Raw genomic sequence first — 15605 nt, 5'->3', positions numbered from 1 at the left:
CGGCATGAGTCTCTGCTACTTCGGAACCGACGGCATCCGCGGGGTCGCCCTGCGCTCCCCCCTCACCCTGGAAGAGGTTTCCCGCTGGGGCGCTGCCTGGGCCCAGGTGGCCCGGGAAGCCGGCGTGAAGCGGATGGTGATCGGCTGGGATCCCCGGTCCAGCTCCGGTCCCATGTCCGAGGCCTTCATCCTGGGCCTCGGGATGGGCCTGAAGGTGCTGGTCCTCGGCATGGTCCCGACGCCGGCCGTGGCCTGGACCGTGGCCCGGCTGAGCGCGGAGGGCCCCAAGACCTGGGGCCTCATGATCTCCGCCAGCCACAACCCGCCTGAGGACAACGGCCTCAAGGGCTTCAATGAACTGGGCGAGAAGCTGGAGGAGGATCAGGAACAGGCCATCGAGGCTGCCTTCGAGGTCATTCCCGAGCCGACCACCATCTCGATCCCCCCGGAACATCTGGACCTCGACCCCTACCTGAGGCACCTGGGCGGCATCGACCTGCCCCGGAACTTCGGCATCGTCATCGACTGCGCCCATGGCGCCACTGCGGAGGCGGCCCAGGAACTCTTCCGCGGCCATGCCATCCACTGGATCGGCGTGCCCGCCGATGGCCCCTCCATCAACGTGGGCGTGGGCTCCACGCACCTCAATGCCCTATCCGCGGCCGTGGTGGCCCGGGGCGCCCAGTTGGGCATCGCCTTCGACGGTGACGGAGACCGCTGCCTGCTGGTGGACGGCCGGGGCGACCTGGTGGACGGCGACCAGATGGTCTGGCTGCTTGCCCAGGATCGCAAGGCCAGCGGGGACGCGCCGCCAGGCGTGGTGGGCACCGTGATGACCAATGGCGGCCTGGCCCAGGCCTTGGCCCACGCGGACATCCCCTTCGTCCGCACGCCCGTGGGGGACAAGTTCCTGCTGAGGGAGATGGCCAAGCGTGGCTGGGATCTGGCCGCGGAGGCTTCGGGGCACCTCATCCAGAAGCGCGTGGGGCCCAGCGGTGATGGCATGGCCGCCGCCCTCGGCATCCTCCGGGCGCTCCTGCATCGGCCCGCGGATCGCCGCTGGGCCTGGGCCTTCCGCCCCTGGCCTCAGCGCCTGGTGAATGTGGTCGCGAAGGACCGCCGGTCCGTGGAAACCTGCCCGGACCTGATGTCCGCCATGGCCGCCATCGACGCCCGCTGGGGCGAGGGCGTGCGCCAGGTGGTGCGCTGGTCCGGGACGGAGCCCAAGCTCCGCCTCATGGTGGAAGCCCAGGAGGCCGCCTGGGTGGACCAGGCCCTCCACGAGCTTGAGACCGCCGCCCGCCACGACCTAGCTCTGGCCTAGGAGCGGACATGGCCCCGGATGTCCGCCGCCCCGTCGATCGCTGGCTGGTGCTGTTCGCGCTCGCGCTGGTGGCGGTCGGCATGGTGTGGATCTATTCCGCCTCCGCCATCAAGGCCTCCCAGAACCACGCGGCGGCCACCGCCTTCCTGACTCGGCAGCTCATGGGCGGCGTCATCGGCATCGCCTTCATGCTGGCGCTCTCCCAGGTGGACCTGGCGCCGCTCCAGGACCATTCCCGCCCGCTCCAGATCGTCTATGGAATCCTGGTGCTGCTGTTGGTGGCGGTGCTCCTCTTCGGCCCCAAGGTCAACGGCGCCCACCGCTGGATCCGCCTGGGGGCCATGAGCCTCCAGCCCTCGGAACTGTTCAAGCCCCTGTCCGTGCTTCTCGCCGCCGGGTGGATGGTGCGCCACCGCGAGGCCTGGTCGAACCATCGCGACGCCCTGCCCAAGCTCCTGGGCCTGGCCGGCATCATGCTGGTCCCCCTGGCCCTCATTTTGCGCGAGCCCGACTTCGGCACATCGTTCCTCATCGTCTTCGTGACATTGATGGTGGTGTTCCTCGGCGGAGCCCCCAAGTGGATCTTCGCCGTGGCCATCCCCATCCTGGGCGCGCTGGGGACCGCCTTCGTGGTGCTGTCGCCCTATCGCCTGGCCCGTGTGACCAGCTTTCTCAATCCCTCGGCAGATCCGCTCGGCAAGGGGCATCAGGCACTTCAGAGCCTCGTGGCCGTCGGCAACGGCGGCTTCATGGGCGTGGGGCTCGGCGGGGGCAAGCAGAAGCTCTTCTTCCTGCCCGAGGCGCACACGGATTTCATCTACGCGGTGATCGCCGAGGAGGCGGGCCTGATCGGGACCGTGGCGATCCTCGCGCTCTTCCTCGCGATCCTCTGGCGCGGCCATCGCATCGCCCGGCGCGTGAGCGACCCGTTCCTGAAGTTGTGCGCCATGGGCTTCGTGCTGCTGCTGGTGGTGCAGGCCCTGATGAACATGAGCGTCGTGCTGTCCCTGGCCCCCAACAAGGGCATTCCCCTGCCCTTCATCTCCTTCGGCCCCAACAGCCTCATCGCCAGCCTGGTCTGCCTGGGGCTGCTGCTGGCCATCAGCAAGGAAGCTGGTTCAGCCTAGCTGGATGGGCTCGTCATCATCCTCGTCCACCAGGGTGATGTTGGAACCGCCGCCGAGCAGCACCGCATCCTCGTACATGTTCTTGAGCTTGGGCTCGAAACGGCCGGCCTGGGCCAGGCGCGGGTCGGGTTTCAGGTCCATGACCTGGCGCGTGAGACCCCGGAGGGCCGCAGGCTCGAGCCCCAGGATGGCCGCATGGATCTTCAGGGGGTTGCCTGATTCGGAACTCCTGGTGCGGGTCGTGCTGGCGAGGAGGTCCCCCTCCCATCGCAGCTCGGTCACAAGCGGCCGCAGATCCAATGGCTTGACCTGCTTGCGGCCCTCGATCCGCCCCTCTTTCTCCCAGAGCCATTCCGTCGCGGACAGGAAGGTAATGGTCCGCTGCCTGGCGTCGCCCGCCTGGTCCGCCGGGCAGGTCCAACGCCAATGGGAAGCCTCCACGAGGTCCGCCAGCGACGAGGCGTACGGGGGGTGGGACTCCCAGCGGTGGATCCGTAGCCCCTCCGGCAGGCGATCGTTCAGGGCTGACATCAGAGCCTCCGGCGGGTCCGCGGGTTCCACCCGGAAGACCACCTCCGCCCATTCGCAGAGGCCACCGGCCCCGGAGGGAAGCGGCAATTCGAGATGCAGCGCGGGGCGAGGACGCTTGCCGAGATCCAGCGCCAACCGGATTCCCTCCAGGCGGAAGGCCTGGAGGAGGATCGCATGCACCTCGCCCTCATCGAAGTCGATGGCCTCACCCTCTTTCGCATAGCCCACGCGCACACAGGCACGCCGTGTGTCGAGCTGCCACGTCGCTTCGCGCCGCTTCTGGGCCCTGGCAGCCAGGGGCGCCAGGAGCGCGGAGATCTGCTGGAGGAGCTGCGGATCTGCGCCATGCCGACCTGCGCGAACCAGGCAGGCCCCTTCTTCGATCAGATCCTCATCCATAAGAGATTGGACGAGGGCTGCCGGGTCGACACGCTCTCCACGCAAGGCACTGTGAAGGGCCCGGAGAGAGGGTGGCTCGCGACTTGCTGATCCCTGCTCCATGGCGGCCAGAAGTGCCGAGAGCCGGACCTGCCGGGCCAAGGCCTCGGCGGGGATGGAGGGATGATGAGTGCGCGCGTCCACGACTCCAGAATAGTGATGCCGATCCGGATGCGCCGATGAAACCCCATCTGGATGGGCGTGCAGAAATCGAGAAAGAATTCACCGCGTTACCGAGAAGAGGTGATGGGATTTCCACATCCTTTGTGGGAAGCGCGACCGCAATCCTGGAGAATTCCTTCCATCTCAAGCCACTTGGGTCCGTGCTGATTTTTGGTGGCAGGTTCCCATCTGCGGCGGCAGTTGACAGCTGTCGCCGGGCTCGTTCCTACGGTCATCCAGACACACCCTTTGCCTTCCACCTGCGGACCCGCCAAGCTGGAATCCACATGATCCACGACCCTTACATCGTCCCTCCCCTGCCGGCCTCCTGGCCGTACGAACCCGGCAAGCCGCTCAAGCCGCTGGGTTGCCGCATCAACCTCGACCTGCCTGGCCTGGGCGGTGGCTGGCGCATCTGCACGCCGGGCGGACAACTCATCGAAGGCGAGGCCATCCCCCTGGAGGGCGCCTTCGGCCGGGGGGGGATCCTGCGCGTCGGCGATCTGGTGATGCGCCCCTACCGCCGTGGCGGCCTCCTGCGCCACCTGAATGAACGAACCTACCGCACCCACCTGCGGTTCGCCGCGGAGCACGCGGTCCATCGCGGCCTCTGGGAGGCCGGCTTCCCCACCGTGGAACCGCTCGGCTATGCCTGGCGCCCCAGCGGCCTCGGAGTGGAAGGCGTGCTCTTCACGCGGTTGGCCGAAGGCGAAGCCTGGCCGCGTCGGTGGGACCTGAGCCCTGAACGGGCCGGGGATATCCGGCGCGCCATCGCCGCCCTTGGCGAATGGGGGCTATGGTCGCCCGACCTGAACGCCACCAACATCCTCCTGCCTCCCTGCGGGGGTGCCCTGGTCCTCGATTGGGACCGGGCCCAGTTCGAACCCGCGGGCACGGACCTGCGGCCCCGCTACCGCCGACGGCTCGAACGCAGCCTGCGGAAGCTGGGAGCGCCTCCGGAAGCCCTGGCCGTCATTGGATCTGCACCGCTTCCTTGATGAGCACGGGCTTCACCGGCAGGTTCAGGAAGTCGCTGCGCTTGTTGCTGGTCTTCACGGCCTTGATGCGGTCCACCACGTCCATGCCCTTGATGACCCGGCCGAACACGCAGTAACCCCAGGTCTTGTCGTTGGCCTTGCCCTTGAAATCCAGCGAGGGGTTGTCCACCACGTTGATGAAGAACTCGGCGGCGGCGCTGTGGGGATCTGGGGTCCGCGCCATGGCCACGGTGCCGCGCTTGTTCTTCAACCCCGCCGCCAGGGCGCGGTCGGCCTCATTGGGTATGGAGGCATCCGTGCGCTTCTTCCCGAGGTAATCCACGTAGCCGCCGCCCTGGATCATGAAGCCGGGAATGACGCGGTGGAAGATGGTGCCGTTGTACTGCCCCTTCTTCACGTACTTCAGGAAGTTCTCCACGGTCCTCGGCGCCGCCTGCGGCTCCAGCTCCATCACGATCACGCCCATGGACGTGGTGAGCTTCACCTGGGGCTTGGGACCCGCGCTCAGGGCCATGGTGACGAAGGACAGGAGGGCGGCGATCAAGGGTCGCATCGGAAGATCTCCAGGGGGGGTTCCCCAGCATAGCGTCACCCCACCCCTGGTGCGCCAGAGGACAGGCCCACCGTTGCAGCCAGGCCTCCGGCGGCGTAGGGTGGAAGCCTCGCCACACGATATTTGAGGGAGCTGCCATGCCCGCCTACCAGCTCACCGTGAACGGCCGCGCCCGTACCGTGGACGTCGACGCCGACACGCCCCTTCTCTGGGTCCTCCGGGATACCCTCGGCCTCACCGGCACCAAGTTCGGGTGTGGCCAGGGCCTCTGCGGCGCCTGCACCGTGCACGTGGACGGCCGGGCCCAGAAATCCTGCCAGACCACGCTGAAAGAAGCGGCCGGGCACAAGATCGTCACCGTGGAGGGCCTGTCGAAGGATGGCTCCCATCCCGTGCAGAAGGCCTGGGTCGCCGAGGACGTGGCCCAGTGCGGCTACTGCCAGCCCGGCATGATCATGAGCGCCGCCGCGCTGCTCCACCGCAAGCCCCATCCCACGGACGGCGACATCGACGAGGTCTTCGCCGATCACGTCTGCCGCTGCGGCAGCTATCCCCGCATCCGCAAAGCTGTGAAGCGCGCCGCCGGAGGTGCGAAATGACCAGCCGCCGCGACTTCCTGAAGGTGACCGGCGCCGCCGGCGCGGGGCTCGTGCTCGGACTCCACCTCGAAGCCAAGCCCCAGCCTGGAGAGGCCGCCAAGACCGCCTTTCATCCCAACGCCTTCCTGGCCATCCGGCCCGATGGCACCGCCCAGATCACCGTGCCGAAAGTCGAGATGGGCCAAGGCGTGCGCACGGCCCTGCCGCTGGTCCTGGCCGAGGAGCTGGATCTGGACTGGTCGCGGATCGAGGTGGTGAACGCCCACCCTGGTCCGGACTTCAAGGACCTGGGCACTGGGGGCAGCCGCAGCGTGGGCGCCACCTGGATCCCCCTCCGCAAGGCAGGTGCCGCCGCCCGCGAGATGCTCAAGGCCGCCGCCGCCGCGACCTGGCAGGTCAGCGCGGACCAGTGCCGGACCGAGAAAGGCTTCGTGCTGGGTCCCGGCGGGAAGAAGCTCAGCTACGGAGCGCTGGTGGAGGAGGCCGCCAAACTGCCCGTCCCCAAGGATCCCCCCCTGAAGAAGTCCGCGGACTACCATCTGCTGGGCAAGCGGACGCCCCGTTTCGACGGCCCCGCCATCGTCACCGGCAAAGCCACCTTCGGACTCGATGTGCGGCGCCCCGGACAGCGGTTCGCCGCCGTACTGCGGTGCCCCGTGCCCGGTGGCAAGCCGAAGGCCTGGGACGAGGCCAGAGCCAAGGCGGTGCGTGGCGTGAAGGCTGTGGCGGAAGTGCCCACGGGGATCGCGGTCATCGCGGAGAGCACTTGGGCCGCCTTCAAGGGCCGCGAAGCCCTGGCCGCCACCGTCACCTGGAACGAAGGCCCCCACAAGGATTTCAATTCCCGCGACCTGGAGGCCCGCATGCGGGCCGCCCTGGATGGTCCGGCGGACACGGCCAGGCAGCTCGGGGATGCTCCCGCCGTTCTGAAGACCTCCCCGCGACGGATCGAATCAGAGTATTTCTTCCCCTTCCAGGCCCACGCGACGATGGAGCCCATGAACGCCACTGCCCAGGTCCATGAGGACGGCGCCGATCTGTGGCTGGGCACCCAGGACCCCAACGAGACGCAGGAACGGGCCGCCAAGGCGCTGGGCCTCAAGACGGAACAGGTGAAGGTGGATGTGGTCCTCCTGGGGGGCGGCTTCGGCCGGCGTCTGGGAACCGATTTCAGCAGGGAAGCCATTCACGTGGCCAAGGCCGCGGGCGGCGGACCCATCCAGGTGGTCTGGAGCCGCGAGGACGACTTCGGCCATGACCTGTTCCATCCTGCGACGCTCCATCGCATGCAGGCCGGGCTCGATGGATCCGGTGGCATCGCGGCCTGGTCCCACCGCATCGCCGGGCCCGCCATCCTGCGTTCCTGGCTGGAAGGGACCAAGGCCCCTGGCCAGACCCAGGCCGAAACCAATGGCGCCTCTGACATCCCCTACGACATCCCTGCCCTCGATGTGGCCTTCGCGGAGGTGGAGGCGCCGATGCCTCTGGGCTGGTGGCGCGCCGTCGAGATCGTCCCCAATGTTTTCGCCCGCGAGTGTTTCGTGGATGAAGTGGCCCATGCCCTCGGGAAGGACGCCTTGCAGTTGCGCCTGGATTGGCTGGGCCAGCGCGGCAGGGTAAAGGTGGGGCGGCACGAAGTGGACATCGCCCGCCTTCGCCGGGTGCTGGAACTGGCGGCCACCAAAGCCGACTGGGGCCGGAAGCTGCCCGCGGGCCACGGCCTCGGCCTCGCCTGCCATGCCTACGACGGGCGGACCTACGCCGCCGAGGTGGCCGAAGTGTCCGTGGCGAAGGGCCAGCTCCGGATCCACAAGGTCACCTGTGCCGTAGACTGCGGCCTCGTGGTGAATCCCGCGGGCCTCGAGGCCCAGGTGGAGGGTGGCATCGCCTGGGGCCTCTCGGCCCTGTTCACCCAGATCACCTGGGAGAAGGGCCGCGCCATGCAAACCAGCTACCAGGATTTCCCTCTCCTGCGCCTGCCGGACATGCCCCTCATCGAGACCCATGTGGTGACCAGCGCCGAGACCCCCTCGGGCATGGGCGAACCGCCTGTGCCCGTCGCCATCCCCGCGGTATTGAACGCCATTTTCGCCGCCACGGGAAAGCGGATCCGGAGGCTGCCTTTGGAAGATGGGCTGATCTAGTTTTTCATATCGCGCCCTCGCCATCAAACAGGCGTAGCATGGGGGCCGCCATCCCAGATGGAGGTGCCCATGGCGGAGTACACCCTCTCGATCAACGGCCAATCCCATACCGTCGAAGCCTCCCCGGACATGCCCCTGCTGTGGGTGCTCCGGGACCGTCTCAAGCTCACGGGCACCAAGTTCGGCTGCGGGCAGGGCCTCTGCGGCGCCTGCACCGTCCACCTGGGCGGCGAGCCCGTGCGTTCCTGCGTGACACCGGTGAGCGACGTCGGCGCGAAGCGCATCACCACCATCGAGGGCCTGGATCTCCACGGCGCCCATCCCCTGCAGAGGGCCTGGATCGAGGTGGACGTCGCCCAGTGCGGCTACTGCCAGACCGGCCAGATCATGACCGCCGCGGCCCTGCTGGCCAAGCATCCCAAGCCCACGGACCGGGACATCGACCAGGCCATGGGCGAGAACGTCTGCCGCTGCGGCACCTACCTGCGGATTCGCGAGGCCATCCACCGGGCCGCGGGCCAGCGGAAGGAGGTGGCCCCATGAGCACCACCCGTCGTGATTTTCTCAAGACCACCGGCGCCCTGTCACTGGCCTTCGCCCTGCCCGTGCAGCTGAAGGGCGCGGCAGCGCAGGCCCCCGATCCCGCGTTCCAGCCCAGTGGCATGCTCCGCATCGACCCGGACGGCACCGTCACCATCTGGGCCACGCGCACCGAGATGGGCCAGGGCGTCCGCACCAGCATGGCCATGGCCATCGCGGAAGAGCTGGAGGCGGACTGGTCCCGCGTGAAAATCCTCCAGGCCTCCACCGCGCCGAGATTCGGCGACCTCGGCGTCACCGGCGGCAGCCAGACCACGCGCTCCACCACCATGGCCCTGCGGAAAGTGGGCGCCCAGGCCCGGGAGATGCTGCTCCAGGCCGCCGCGGACACCTGGGGCGTGCCCAAGTCCGAGTGCCTCGCCCGGGACGGCCGCATCCAGCACTCGCCCACGAAGCGGAGCCTGGCCTACGGCGACCTGGTGGCCCGGGCCGGCAAGCTCACGCCGCCGCCGGAGCCGCAGCTGAAGGCGCCCAAGGATTTCCGGATCCTCGGCAAGGATGCCCGGCGCCTGGACGGCCCCGACATCGTGGCCGGCAGGGCCCAGTTCACCACAGACCTCTACCTGCCCGGCATGCTCGTGGCCAGCATCGAGCGCTGCCCGGTGTTCGGCGGGAAGGTGAAGTCCTTCGACGCCTCCGCCACCCTGAAGGTGCCCGGCGTGAAGCAGGTGCTGGAGGTGCCCAGCGGCGTGGCCGTCTTCGCCGAGGACACCTGGGCCGCCTTCGCGGGCCGCGAGGCCCTGAAGGTCCAGTGGGACGAGGGGCCGGCCGCCAAGATGGACAGCGCCTCCATCCGGAAGCAGTACGAGGAACGGCTCAAGACACCCGGCAAGGTGGTGCGCCAGGTTGGCGACGCGGCCCAGGCCCTGCCAAAGGCCGCCAAGCGAATCAAGGCCACCTACGACGCGCCGTTCCTGGCCCACGCGACCATGGAGCCCATGGTGGCCGTGGCCGACGTGAAGCCCGGCCGCTGCATGATCTGGGCGCCCACCCAGGCCCCTGGCATGGCCCTGCCCGCCGTCGAGCAGATCACGGGCCTGAAGGCCGACCAGATCGAGATCCAGGTCATGCTGGCGGGCGGCGGCTTCGGTCGCCGGGCTATGGCGGACTTCATCGCGGACGCGGTGGCCTGCTCCAAGGCCGTCGGCGCCCCCGTGAAGGTGCAGTGGACGCGCCCCGACGATTTCCAGCACGACGGCTACCGTCCCGCCACCTTGCACGAGCTGGAGGCCGGCCTGGACGCCCAGAGCCGCCCCGTGGCCTGGAGGCACCGGTTCGTGGGGCCCTCCATCGCCGCCTCGAACCACTTCCCCTGGCCCCCAGAAGCCGTGGAGCTGGCAGGCGCTGCGGATCTGCCCTACGACATCCCGAACCTGCACGTGGAGTGGGGCCAGAGCGACACGCCCGTGCCCATTTGGTTCTGGCGTGCCGTGCCCGCCAGCTTCAATCCCTTCGTCACCGAGTGCTTCCTGGACGAGCTGGCCCATGCGGCCGGAAAGGATCCCCTGGCCTTCCGGCTGGCGCACCTCCCGAAGGCGCCCTTGAAGCTGGGCCAGCATGAGTTCGATCCCGCCCGCTACCGCGCCGTGCTGGAGCTGGCCGCGGCCAAGGCCGGGTGGCGCACCCGCAAGCTGCCCAAGGGCTGGGGCCACGGCATCGCGGCCCACGCATACCTGGACTGCGGCACCTATGTGGCCCAGGTGGCCGAGGTGGAAGCCAAGGCGGGCGGCGGCATCCGCGTCCATCGCGTGGTCTGCGCCGTGGACTGCGGCCAGGCGCTGAACCCGGGGAACGTGAAGGCCCAAATGGAGGGCGGCATCGCCTTCGGCCTCAGCGCGGCCCTCTACGACGAGATCACCCTCAAGGAGGGCCGCGTAACCGCCGAGAGCTTCTCGGACCACCCGATCCTGCTGCTCCCGTCCATGCCCAAGGTGGAGGTCCACATCGTGCCCAGCGAGCTGCCGCCGGGCGGCGTGGGCGAGCCGGGCCTGCCGCCCCTGGCGCCCGCCGTGGCCAACGCGGTGTTCGCAGCCACCGGCAGGCGCCTGCGCAGCCTGCCGCTGCTCCCCCCGAAGCTGCGCAAGGCCTGATCACTGTCCCGGCAGGGCATAATCCCCTCATGCACAAAGAACTCCAGGACATCCTGGCGCTCGTCCGGGGCCGGGGAACGCCCGTGGCCCTGGCCACGCTGGTCCGCGTCGAAGGCTCCAGCTACCGCCGCCCCGGCTCCCGGCTGCTCACGGACGGGCAGGAGGTGCTGCGCGGCTCCCTCAGCGGCGGCTGTCTCGAAGGCGAGGTCATGGCCCGGGCCCGGGACGTGCTGGGCGACGGCCAGCCCCGCCTGCTCCGCTACGACCTTCGGGGCGATGCGGACCTGGTCTGGGGCAGCGGCAGCGGGTGCGAGGGGCTGTTGGACATCCTGGTGGAGCGCCTGGATCCCGCCGCGCCGCCCGAATGGCTGGCCTGGATCGACCAGGCCAGGACTTCCCGGACGCCCCTCACCATCCACACGGACCTCGACCCCGATCACTTGGGGGTGCGCCGTATCCACCTTCAGCCGGACCTGGCTGCCTCGGGCTTTGTCGAAACGCTCAATCCGCCCATTGCCCTCTGGATCCTGGGTGCCAGCGATGACAGCCGGCCCTTGGTGCACATGGCCAAGGAGCTGGGCTGGCGCGTGGGCCTGCTGGACCACCGGCCCGCCTTCGCGCGTCCGGAGCGCTTCCCCGAGGCGGACGAGGTCCTGTCGGGCCATCCGGCCCAGCGCATCCCCGAGCTGGGGTTGGATGCGCGCAGTGCCGTGGTGCTCATGACCCACAACTACCTGAAGGATCTGGAGGCCCTGCGCGCACTGGCGGCCTCCAGCGCCGGCTACCTCGGCCTCATGGGCAGCCGCGCCCGCAGCTCGAAGATCCGCGAGGAACTCGCCGCGGAAGGCCTCTCCTGCGGAGAGCGCCTGCACAGCCCCGTGGGCCTGGACCTGGGCGCGGAGGACCCCGAGACCATCGCCCTGGCTGTGCTGGCGGAGATCCAGGCCACCTTCCAGGGCCGTACCGGCAGTTCACTCCGGGACACCCGCACCGCCGTGTCGGCCCTGTGAGCGCGGCCATCATCCTCGCCGCGGGCGCGGGCCGCCGCATGGGCGGCCCTAAGGCTCTGCTGCGCTTCGAGGGCGAGACCCTCCTGCGCCGCGCCGCACGGGCGGCCCTGGAAGCCGGGTGCAGCCCGGTGATCGCTGTGGTGGGCGACTGGGACCTGGGGCTCGAGGGCCTCGACGTGCTGCCCGTCATCAATCCCGGGGCCGCAGAAGGCATGGCCAGCTCCATCCGGACGGGCATCGCGGCCCTGCCACCGGAGACTCCGGCCGCCCTGATCCTCACGGTGGACCAGCCCGCCGTGGACGCAGTCCTCCTGCGTCGCCTCCTGGCTCTGGCCGCCACCGATCCCGACCGCCCCGCTGCCTGCGCCTACGCAGGCACCCTCGGCATTCCGGCGGTGCTCCCGAGGCGCTGCTTCCCCGAGCTCCTCGCGTTGCGCGGGGAGGCGGGCGCCAAGGGCATCCTCCTGCGCGAAGCCACGCAGGGCCTCCCCTTCCCCGAAGGCGCCCGCGACCTGGACTCCCCGGAGGATCTTCCCCCGGACAGCGTCAGGCGCTGAGGTCGGGCTCCGCCCGGCCGAAGCGCGGGGCCCCAGTGGGACATCGCGAGCGAAAGCGAGCAGGCGGTCCCCCGGACAGTATCAGGCGCTGAGGTCGGGCTCCGCCCGGCCGAAGCGCGGGGCCCCAGGGGGACATCGCGAGCGAAGCGAGCAGGCGGTCCCCCCGGACAATATCAATCAGGCGCTGAGCGGGGGCTTCTTCTGGAGATGGTCGTAGCGCTTGCGGGCCTGCTCCAGCTCAGATAGGTGCGTGCCGGCCCACTCGCACAGGGCGCCGAGGGGCCCGATCAGCGTGTGGCCCAGTTTCGTCAGCTCGTATTCGGTGCGCGGGGGTACCTCGGGATACACGTGGCGGGAAACCAGACCGTCCCGCTCCAGCTTCCGCAAGGTCTGCGTCAGCATCTTCTGGCTGATGCCGCCCACCTGGCGGTGCAGGTCACCGTAGCGCTGCTTCCCCTTCGCGAGCAGGTAGATGAGCAGGGTGGTCCACTTGTCCGCGATGAGATCCAGGGCCTGGCGCGTGGGGCACTGGGCGCTGAGAACATTGGGAGAGAGCGTGCAGGCTTTACGAACCATGGGGTTCCTACCTTCCGAAATAGTGCCTACTTTCCTTTAGAATGTAAGCTCCCTAAGTTTGGGTCACAGGCCGATTGAATGCAATCGTCCAGATAGGAGCCAAAGATGACCCGGATTTCCATCGTGTTCCACAGCGGCTACGGCCACACCAAGGTGCTGGCCGAGCAGGTCAAGGCCGGTGCCGAGACTGTGCCCGGCACCAAGGCCACGCTCATCTCCGTCGAGGAAATCGAAGCGCACTGGGGGGACCTGGAGGCGGCGGATGCCATCGTCTTCGGCAGCCCCACCTACATGGGCAACGTGAGCGGCCCCTTCAAGACCTTCATGGATGCCAGCTCCAAGCCTTGGTACGAGCGCAAGTGGAAGGACAAGCTGGCGGCCGGGTTCACCATCAGCGGCAGCCCCAGCGGCGATAAATTGAACACCCTCCAGTCGCTGATGATCTTCGCCATGCAGCATGGCATGGTGTGGATCGGCACGGCGGACCTGCCCGGCAGCGAGGAAGGCATCAACCGGCTCGGCAGCTTCAGCGGCCTCATGGCCCAGGCCGGCCAGGTGGCCCCTGAAGTCGAGCCCAACGAGGCGGACCGCAGGAGCGCGATGCGCCTGGGCCAGCGCCTGGCCGAGGCCACCGTGCGCTGGGCCAAGGGCGCCTGAGCGGGACCGAAGCGATTGTCATGACCGGGAACCCCTCCAAATCCGTTAACCTGGAGGGGTTCCGTAGGAGCCTCCGAATGTCCGATCTCATCCAGCACCTGACCGACCAGACCTTCACCGAAGGCGTCGCCCATGGCTACACGGTGGTGGATTTCTGGGCGCCCTGGTGCGCGCCCTGCCGCGAGCTGGCTCCCCTCACCGAGACTCTGGCCGCCGAGCTCGCGGGCAAGGTCCGTTTCGCCAAACTGAACGTGGACGATTTCACCCCCCTCTCCGAGCAGTACGACGTCCTCAGCATGCCGACCCTGGTGATCTTCAAGGATGGCGAACCGATCGACCGGATCGTGGGCTCCATGCCCATCGACCAGCTGCGGACCCGTATCCAGCGGTCCATCTGAAGCTCATTCCCCCATCTGAATCCGAGGTAACCGTGAGCATCATTCCGGGCGACAGCCTGCTCCAACAGCTTAACTGGCGCTACGCCACCAAGAAGTTCGACCCTGCCAAGAAGATCTCTCCCGCCGACTGGGCGAGCCTCGAGGAAGCGCTAGTCCTCACGCCTTCCAGCTACGGCCTCCAGCCCTGGAAGTTCATCGTGGTCACCGACCCGGCCCTCAAGGCCAAGTTGCGCCCTGCCTCCTGGAACCAGTCCCAGGTCGAGGACTGCAGCCACCTGGTGGTCCTCACCGCCAAGCAGGACGTCACCGAAGCCGATGTGGACCGTTTCGTGGCCCGCATCGCCGAGGTGCGAGGCGTCTCCACCGAGAGCCTGGCCGGCTACAAGGGCTACATGGTGGGCGACCTGGTGAAAGGCCCTCGCCATGCCGTCATCCAGGAGTGGGCCGCCCGCCAGACCTACATCGCCATGGGCAACCTGCTGACCTCCGCCGCCCTGCTGGGTGTGGACGCCTGCCCCTTCGAGGGCATCGAGCCCGCCAAGTACGACGAGATCCTGGGCCTCAAGGGCACGGGCTACACCACCATCAGCGCCTGCCCCCTGGGCTACCGCGCGGCGGACGACAAGTACTCCGCCACCCCCAAGGTGCGATTCGAAGCCAAGGACGTCGTCGAGCACCGCTAAGCAGAACCAGCGTAGTGGAAGTTGAACGACTCTCGCAGAGGGACGCGGAGATGGCGGAGGACGCAGAGGAAGACTTTCCCTTTGTCCGTGTGCTCCGCCTTCTCCTCTTTTCTCTGCGAGAGTATTTCTTTAAGGTCACTTCCTGCGCAGGAGGCCCCCATGCTCACCCGCACCCTCGGAACCCAGGGACTCACGGTGTCCGCCCTCGGCCTCGGCTGCATGGGCATGTCGGACTTCTACGGCCACCGCGATGACGCCGAGTCCACCGCCACCCTCCGCCACGCCGTGGACCGGGGCATCACCTTCTTCGACACCGCCGATGTGTACGGCCCCCACCTCAACGAGGTCCTGGTGGGCAAGGCCCTGGCCCCGGTGCGGGACAAGGTGGTCATCGCCACCAAGTTCGGCATCGTGCGCGACCCGGCCAACCCCGCCGCGCGGGGCGTCTGCGGCCGCCCCGACTACGTCCGCAGTTCCTGTGACGCCAGCCTGAAACGCCTGGGCGTGGAGGTCATCGACCTCTACTACCAGCACCGGCAGGACCCTGAGATCCCCGTGGAGGATACCGTCGGCGCCATGGCGGAGCTCGTGACGGCCGGGAAGGTGCGCTTCCTGGGCCTGTCCGAGGTGAGCCCGGCCACCCTCCGGCGCGCCCACGCGGTGCACCCCATCAGCGCCGTGCAGTCCGAGTATTCGCTGTGGACCCGGGATCCCGAGGGCGGACTGATCCAGGCCTGCCGGGAGCTGGGCGTGGGCCTCGTGCCCTACAGCCCCCTGGGCCGCGGCTTCCTCACGGGCCAGATCAGGCGCTTCGAGGACTTCGAGCCGGACGACTACCGCCGGAACTCGCCCCGCTTCCAGGGCGAGAACTTCCAGAAGAACCTGGACCTGGTGGCCCGCCTCCAGGACATGGCCGCCGCCCGGGGCTGCACCGCCTCCCAGCTGGCGCTGGCATGGGTGCTGGGCCAGGGGGGCGATATTGTGCCCATCCCCGGCACCAAGCACCGCGATCGCCTGGACGAGAACCTGGGGGCCCTGGACCACGTGCTCTGCCCTGGCGAGCTCGTGGAGCTCGGCGGCCTCTTCCCGCCAGGCGCCGCCGCGGGGGCCCGCTACCCCGAATCGATGATGCGTCTGGTGGGCCGCTAGCATCCAAGA

General features: G+C 68.7%; 16 protein-coding genes. 13 read left to right on the top strand and 3 right to left on the bottom strand.

From position 1 onward, the window contains the following. Positions 1-4 precede the first annotated feature (4 nt). Positions 5-1324 (top strand): phosphohexomutase domain-containing protein, encoded by a 1320-nt coding sequence (locus MLE42_RS01280; RefSeq protein ID WP_243286065.1) that lies wholly within the window; start codon positions 5-7, stop codon positions 1322-1324. Between the two features lie 8 nt (positions 1325-1332). Beyond that, complete coding sequence (gene ftsW, locus MLE42_RS01275) at positions 1333-2451, top strand: putative lipid II flippase FtsW (RefSeq protein ID WP_243286064.1); 1119 nt, start codon at positions 1333-1335, stop codon at positions 2449-2451. Here the strand turns inward: ftsW and MLE42_RS01270 are convergent. Then, complete coding sequence (locus MLE42_RS01270) at positions 2443-3381, bottom strand: TIGR03936 family radical SAM-associated protein (protein WP_243286063.1); 939 nt, start codon at positions 3379-3381, stop codon at positions 2443-2445. The genes ftsW and MLE42_RS01270 overlap by 9 nt on opposite strands. A gap of 488 nt (positions 3382-3869) precedes the next feature. On the opposite strand from MLE42_RS01270, the gene MLE42_RS01265 reads away from it, so the two are divergent. Next, positions 3870-4580: a lipopolysaccharide kinase InaA family protein gene (locus tag MLE42_RS01265; RefSeq protein ID WP_243286062.1), complete on the top strand. Its 711-nt coding sequence runs from the start codon at positions 3870-3872 to the stop codon at positions 4578-4580. Here MLE42_RS01265 and MLE42_RS01260 read toward each other — a convergent pair. Then, positions 4555-5133 carry a peptidylprolyl isomerase gene (locus tag MLE42_RS01260; protein WP_338029954.1) on the bottom strand — a complete coding sequence of 193 codons (579 nt, stop codon included), beginning with the start codon at positions 5131-5133 and terminating at the stop codon, positions 4555-4557. The genes MLE42_RS01265 and MLE42_RS01260 overlap by 26 nt on opposite strands. 137 nt (positions 5134-5270) lie before the next feature. On the opposite strand from MLE42_RS01260, the gene MLE42_RS01255 reads away from it, so the two are divergent. From MLE42_RS01255 to MLE42_RS01230, 6 genes are all read left to right on the top strand, one after another. Further along, positions 5271-5732, top strand: coding sequence for a (2Fe-2S)-binding protein (locus tag MLE42_RS01255; protein ID WP_243286061.1), 462 nt, complete (start codon positions 5271-5273; stop codon positions 5730-5732). Beyond that, positions 5729-7876, top strand: coding sequence for a xanthine dehydrogenase family protein molybdopterin-binding subunit (locus tag MLE42_RS01250; protein WP_243286060.1), 2148 nt, complete (start codon positions 5729-5731; stop codon positions 7874-7876). The genes MLE42_RS01255 and MLE42_RS01250 overlap by 4 nt, the downstream gene beginning before the upstream one ends. Positions 7877-7945: 69 nt before the next feature. Then, the gene (locus MLE42_RS01245; protein WP_243286059.1) at positions 7946-8419 is read left to right on the top strand and encodes a (2Fe-2S)-binding protein; all 474 of its coding nucleotides are present in this window, start codon (positions 7946-7948) and stop codon (positions 8417-8419) included. Continuing rightward, positions 8416-10566, top strand: coding sequence for a xanthine dehydrogenase family protein molybdopterin-binding subunit (locus MLE42_RS01240; protein ID WP_243286058.1), 2151 nt, complete (start codon positions 8416-8418; stop codon positions 10564-10566). Before MLE42_RS01245 ends, MLE42_RS01240 begins: the two co-directional genes overlap by 4 nt. A gap of 29 nt (positions 10567-10595) precedes the next feature. After that, positions 10596-11576 (top strand): XdhC family protein, encoded by a 981-nt coding sequence (locus MLE42_RS01235; protein WP_243286057.1) that lies wholly within the window; start codon positions 10596-10598, stop codon positions 11574-11576. Beyond that, the gene (locus MLE42_RS01230) at positions 11573-12133 is read left to right on the top strand and encodes a nucleotidyltransferase family protein (RefSeq protein WP_243286056.1); all 561 of its coding nucleotides are present in this window, start codon (positions 11573-11575) and stop codon (positions 12131-12133) included. Before MLE42_RS01235 ends, MLE42_RS01230 begins: the two co-directional genes overlap by 4 nt. 177 nt (positions 12134-12310) lie before the next feature. On the opposite strand, the gene MLE42_RS01225 is transcribed toward MLE42_RS01230, so the two are convergent. Continuing rightward, positions 12311-12709: a winged helix-turn-helix transcriptional regulator gene (locus tag MLE42_RS01225; protein WP_243286055.1), complete on the bottom strand. Its 399-nt coding sequence runs from the start codon at positions 12707-12709 to the stop codon at positions 12311-12313. A 105-nt stretch (positions 12710-12814) separates the two neighbouring features. On the opposite strand from MLE42_RS01225, the gene MLE42_RS01220 reads away from it, so the two are divergent. From MLE42_RS01220 to MLE42_RS01205, 4 genes are all read left to right on the top strand, one after another. Continuing rightward, a complete protein-coding gene (locus MLE42_RS01220; protein WP_243286054.1) occupies positions 12815-13366 on the top strand; it encodes a flavodoxin family protein in 552 nt (183 codons plus the stop codon). A 77-nt stretch (positions 13367-13443) separates the two neighbouring features. After that, positions 13444-13764 carry a thioredoxin gene (trxA, locus tag MLE42_RS01215; RefSeq protein WP_243286053.1) on the top strand — a complete coding sequence of 107 codons (321 nt, stop codon included), beginning with the start codon at positions 13444-13446 and terminating at the stop codon, positions 13762-13764. Positions 13765-13796: 32 nt separating this feature from the next. Then, positions 13797-14447 (top strand): NAD(P)H-dependent oxidoreductase, encoded by a 651-nt coding sequence (locus tag MLE42_RS01210; protein WP_243286052.1) that lies wholly within the window; start codon positions 13797-13799, stop codon positions 14445-14447. 159 nt (positions 14448-14606) lie between these two features. Then, the gene (locus MLE42_RS01205) at positions 14607-15596 is read left to right on the top strand and encodes an aldo/keto reductase (protein WP_243286051.1); all 990 of its coding nucleotides are present in this window, start codon (positions 14607-14609) and stop codon (positions 15594-15596) included. The last annotated feature ends 9 nt before the right edge of the window (positions 15597-15605 follow it).

Source organism: Geothrix terrae, from assembly GCF_022808775.1.
GTDB lineage: Bacteria > Acidobacteriota > Holophagae > Holophagales > Holophagaceae > Geothrix > Geothrix terrae.
Note: the sequence above shows the minus strand (reverse complement) of the source record. Positions and strands in the feature narration are given on the sequence as shown.

Coding starts and splice junctions, on each gene's coding strand:
- MLE42_RS01280 (WP_243286065.1), top strand. CDS start 5: ATGAGTCTCTGCTACTTCGGAACCGACGGCATCCGCGGGGTCGCCCTG.
- ftsW (WP_243286064.1), top strand. CDS start 1,333: ATGGCCCCGGATGTCCGCCGCCCCGTCGATCGCTGGCTGGTGCTGTTC.
- MLE42_RS01270 (WP_243286063.1), bottom strand. CDS start 3,381: ATGGATGAGGATCTGATCGAAGAAGGGGCCTGCCTGGTTCGCGCAGGT.
- MLE42_RS01265 (WP_243286062.1), top strand. CDS start 3,870: ATGATCCACGACCCTTACATCGTCCCTCCCCTGCCGGCCTCCTGGCCG.
- MLE42_RS01260 (WP_338029954.1), bottom strand. CDS start 5,133: ATGCGACCCTTGATCGCCGCCCTCCTGTCCTTCGTCACCATGGCCCTG.
- MLE42_RS01255 (WP_243286061.1), top strand. CDS start 5,271: ATGCCCGCCTACCAGCTCACCGTGAACGGCCGCGCCCGTACCGTGGAC.
- MLE42_RS01250 (WP_243286060.1), top strand. CDS start 5,729: ATGACCAGCCGCCGCGACTTCCTGAAGGTGACCGGCGCCGCCGGCGCG.
- MLE42_RS01245 (WP_243286059.1), top strand. CDS start 7,946: ATGGCGGAGTACACCCTCTCGATCAACGGCCAATCCCATACCGTCGAA.
- MLE42_RS01240 (WP_243286058.1), top strand. CDS start 8,416: ATGAGCACCACCCGTCGTGATTTTCTCAAGACCACCGGCGCCCTGTCA.
- MLE42_RS01235 (WP_243286057.1), top strand. CDS start 10,596: ATGCACAAAGAACTCCAGGACATCCTGGCGCTCGTCCGGGGCCGGGGA.
- MLE42_RS01225 (WP_243286055.1), bottom strand. CDS start 12,709: ATGGTTCGTAAAGCCTGCACGCTCTCTCCCAATGTTCTCAGCGCCCAG.
- MLE42_RS01220 (WP_243286054.1), top strand. CDS start 12,815: ATGACCCGGATTTCCATCGTGTTCCACAGCGGCTACGGCCACACCAAG.
- trxA (WP_243286053.1), top strand. CDS start 13,444: ATGTCCGATCTCATCCAGCACCTGACCGACCAGACCTTCACCGAAGGC.
- MLE42_RS01205 (WP_243286051.1), top strand. CDS start 14,607: ATGCTCACCCGCACCCTCGGAACCCAGGGACTCACGGTGTCCGCCCTC.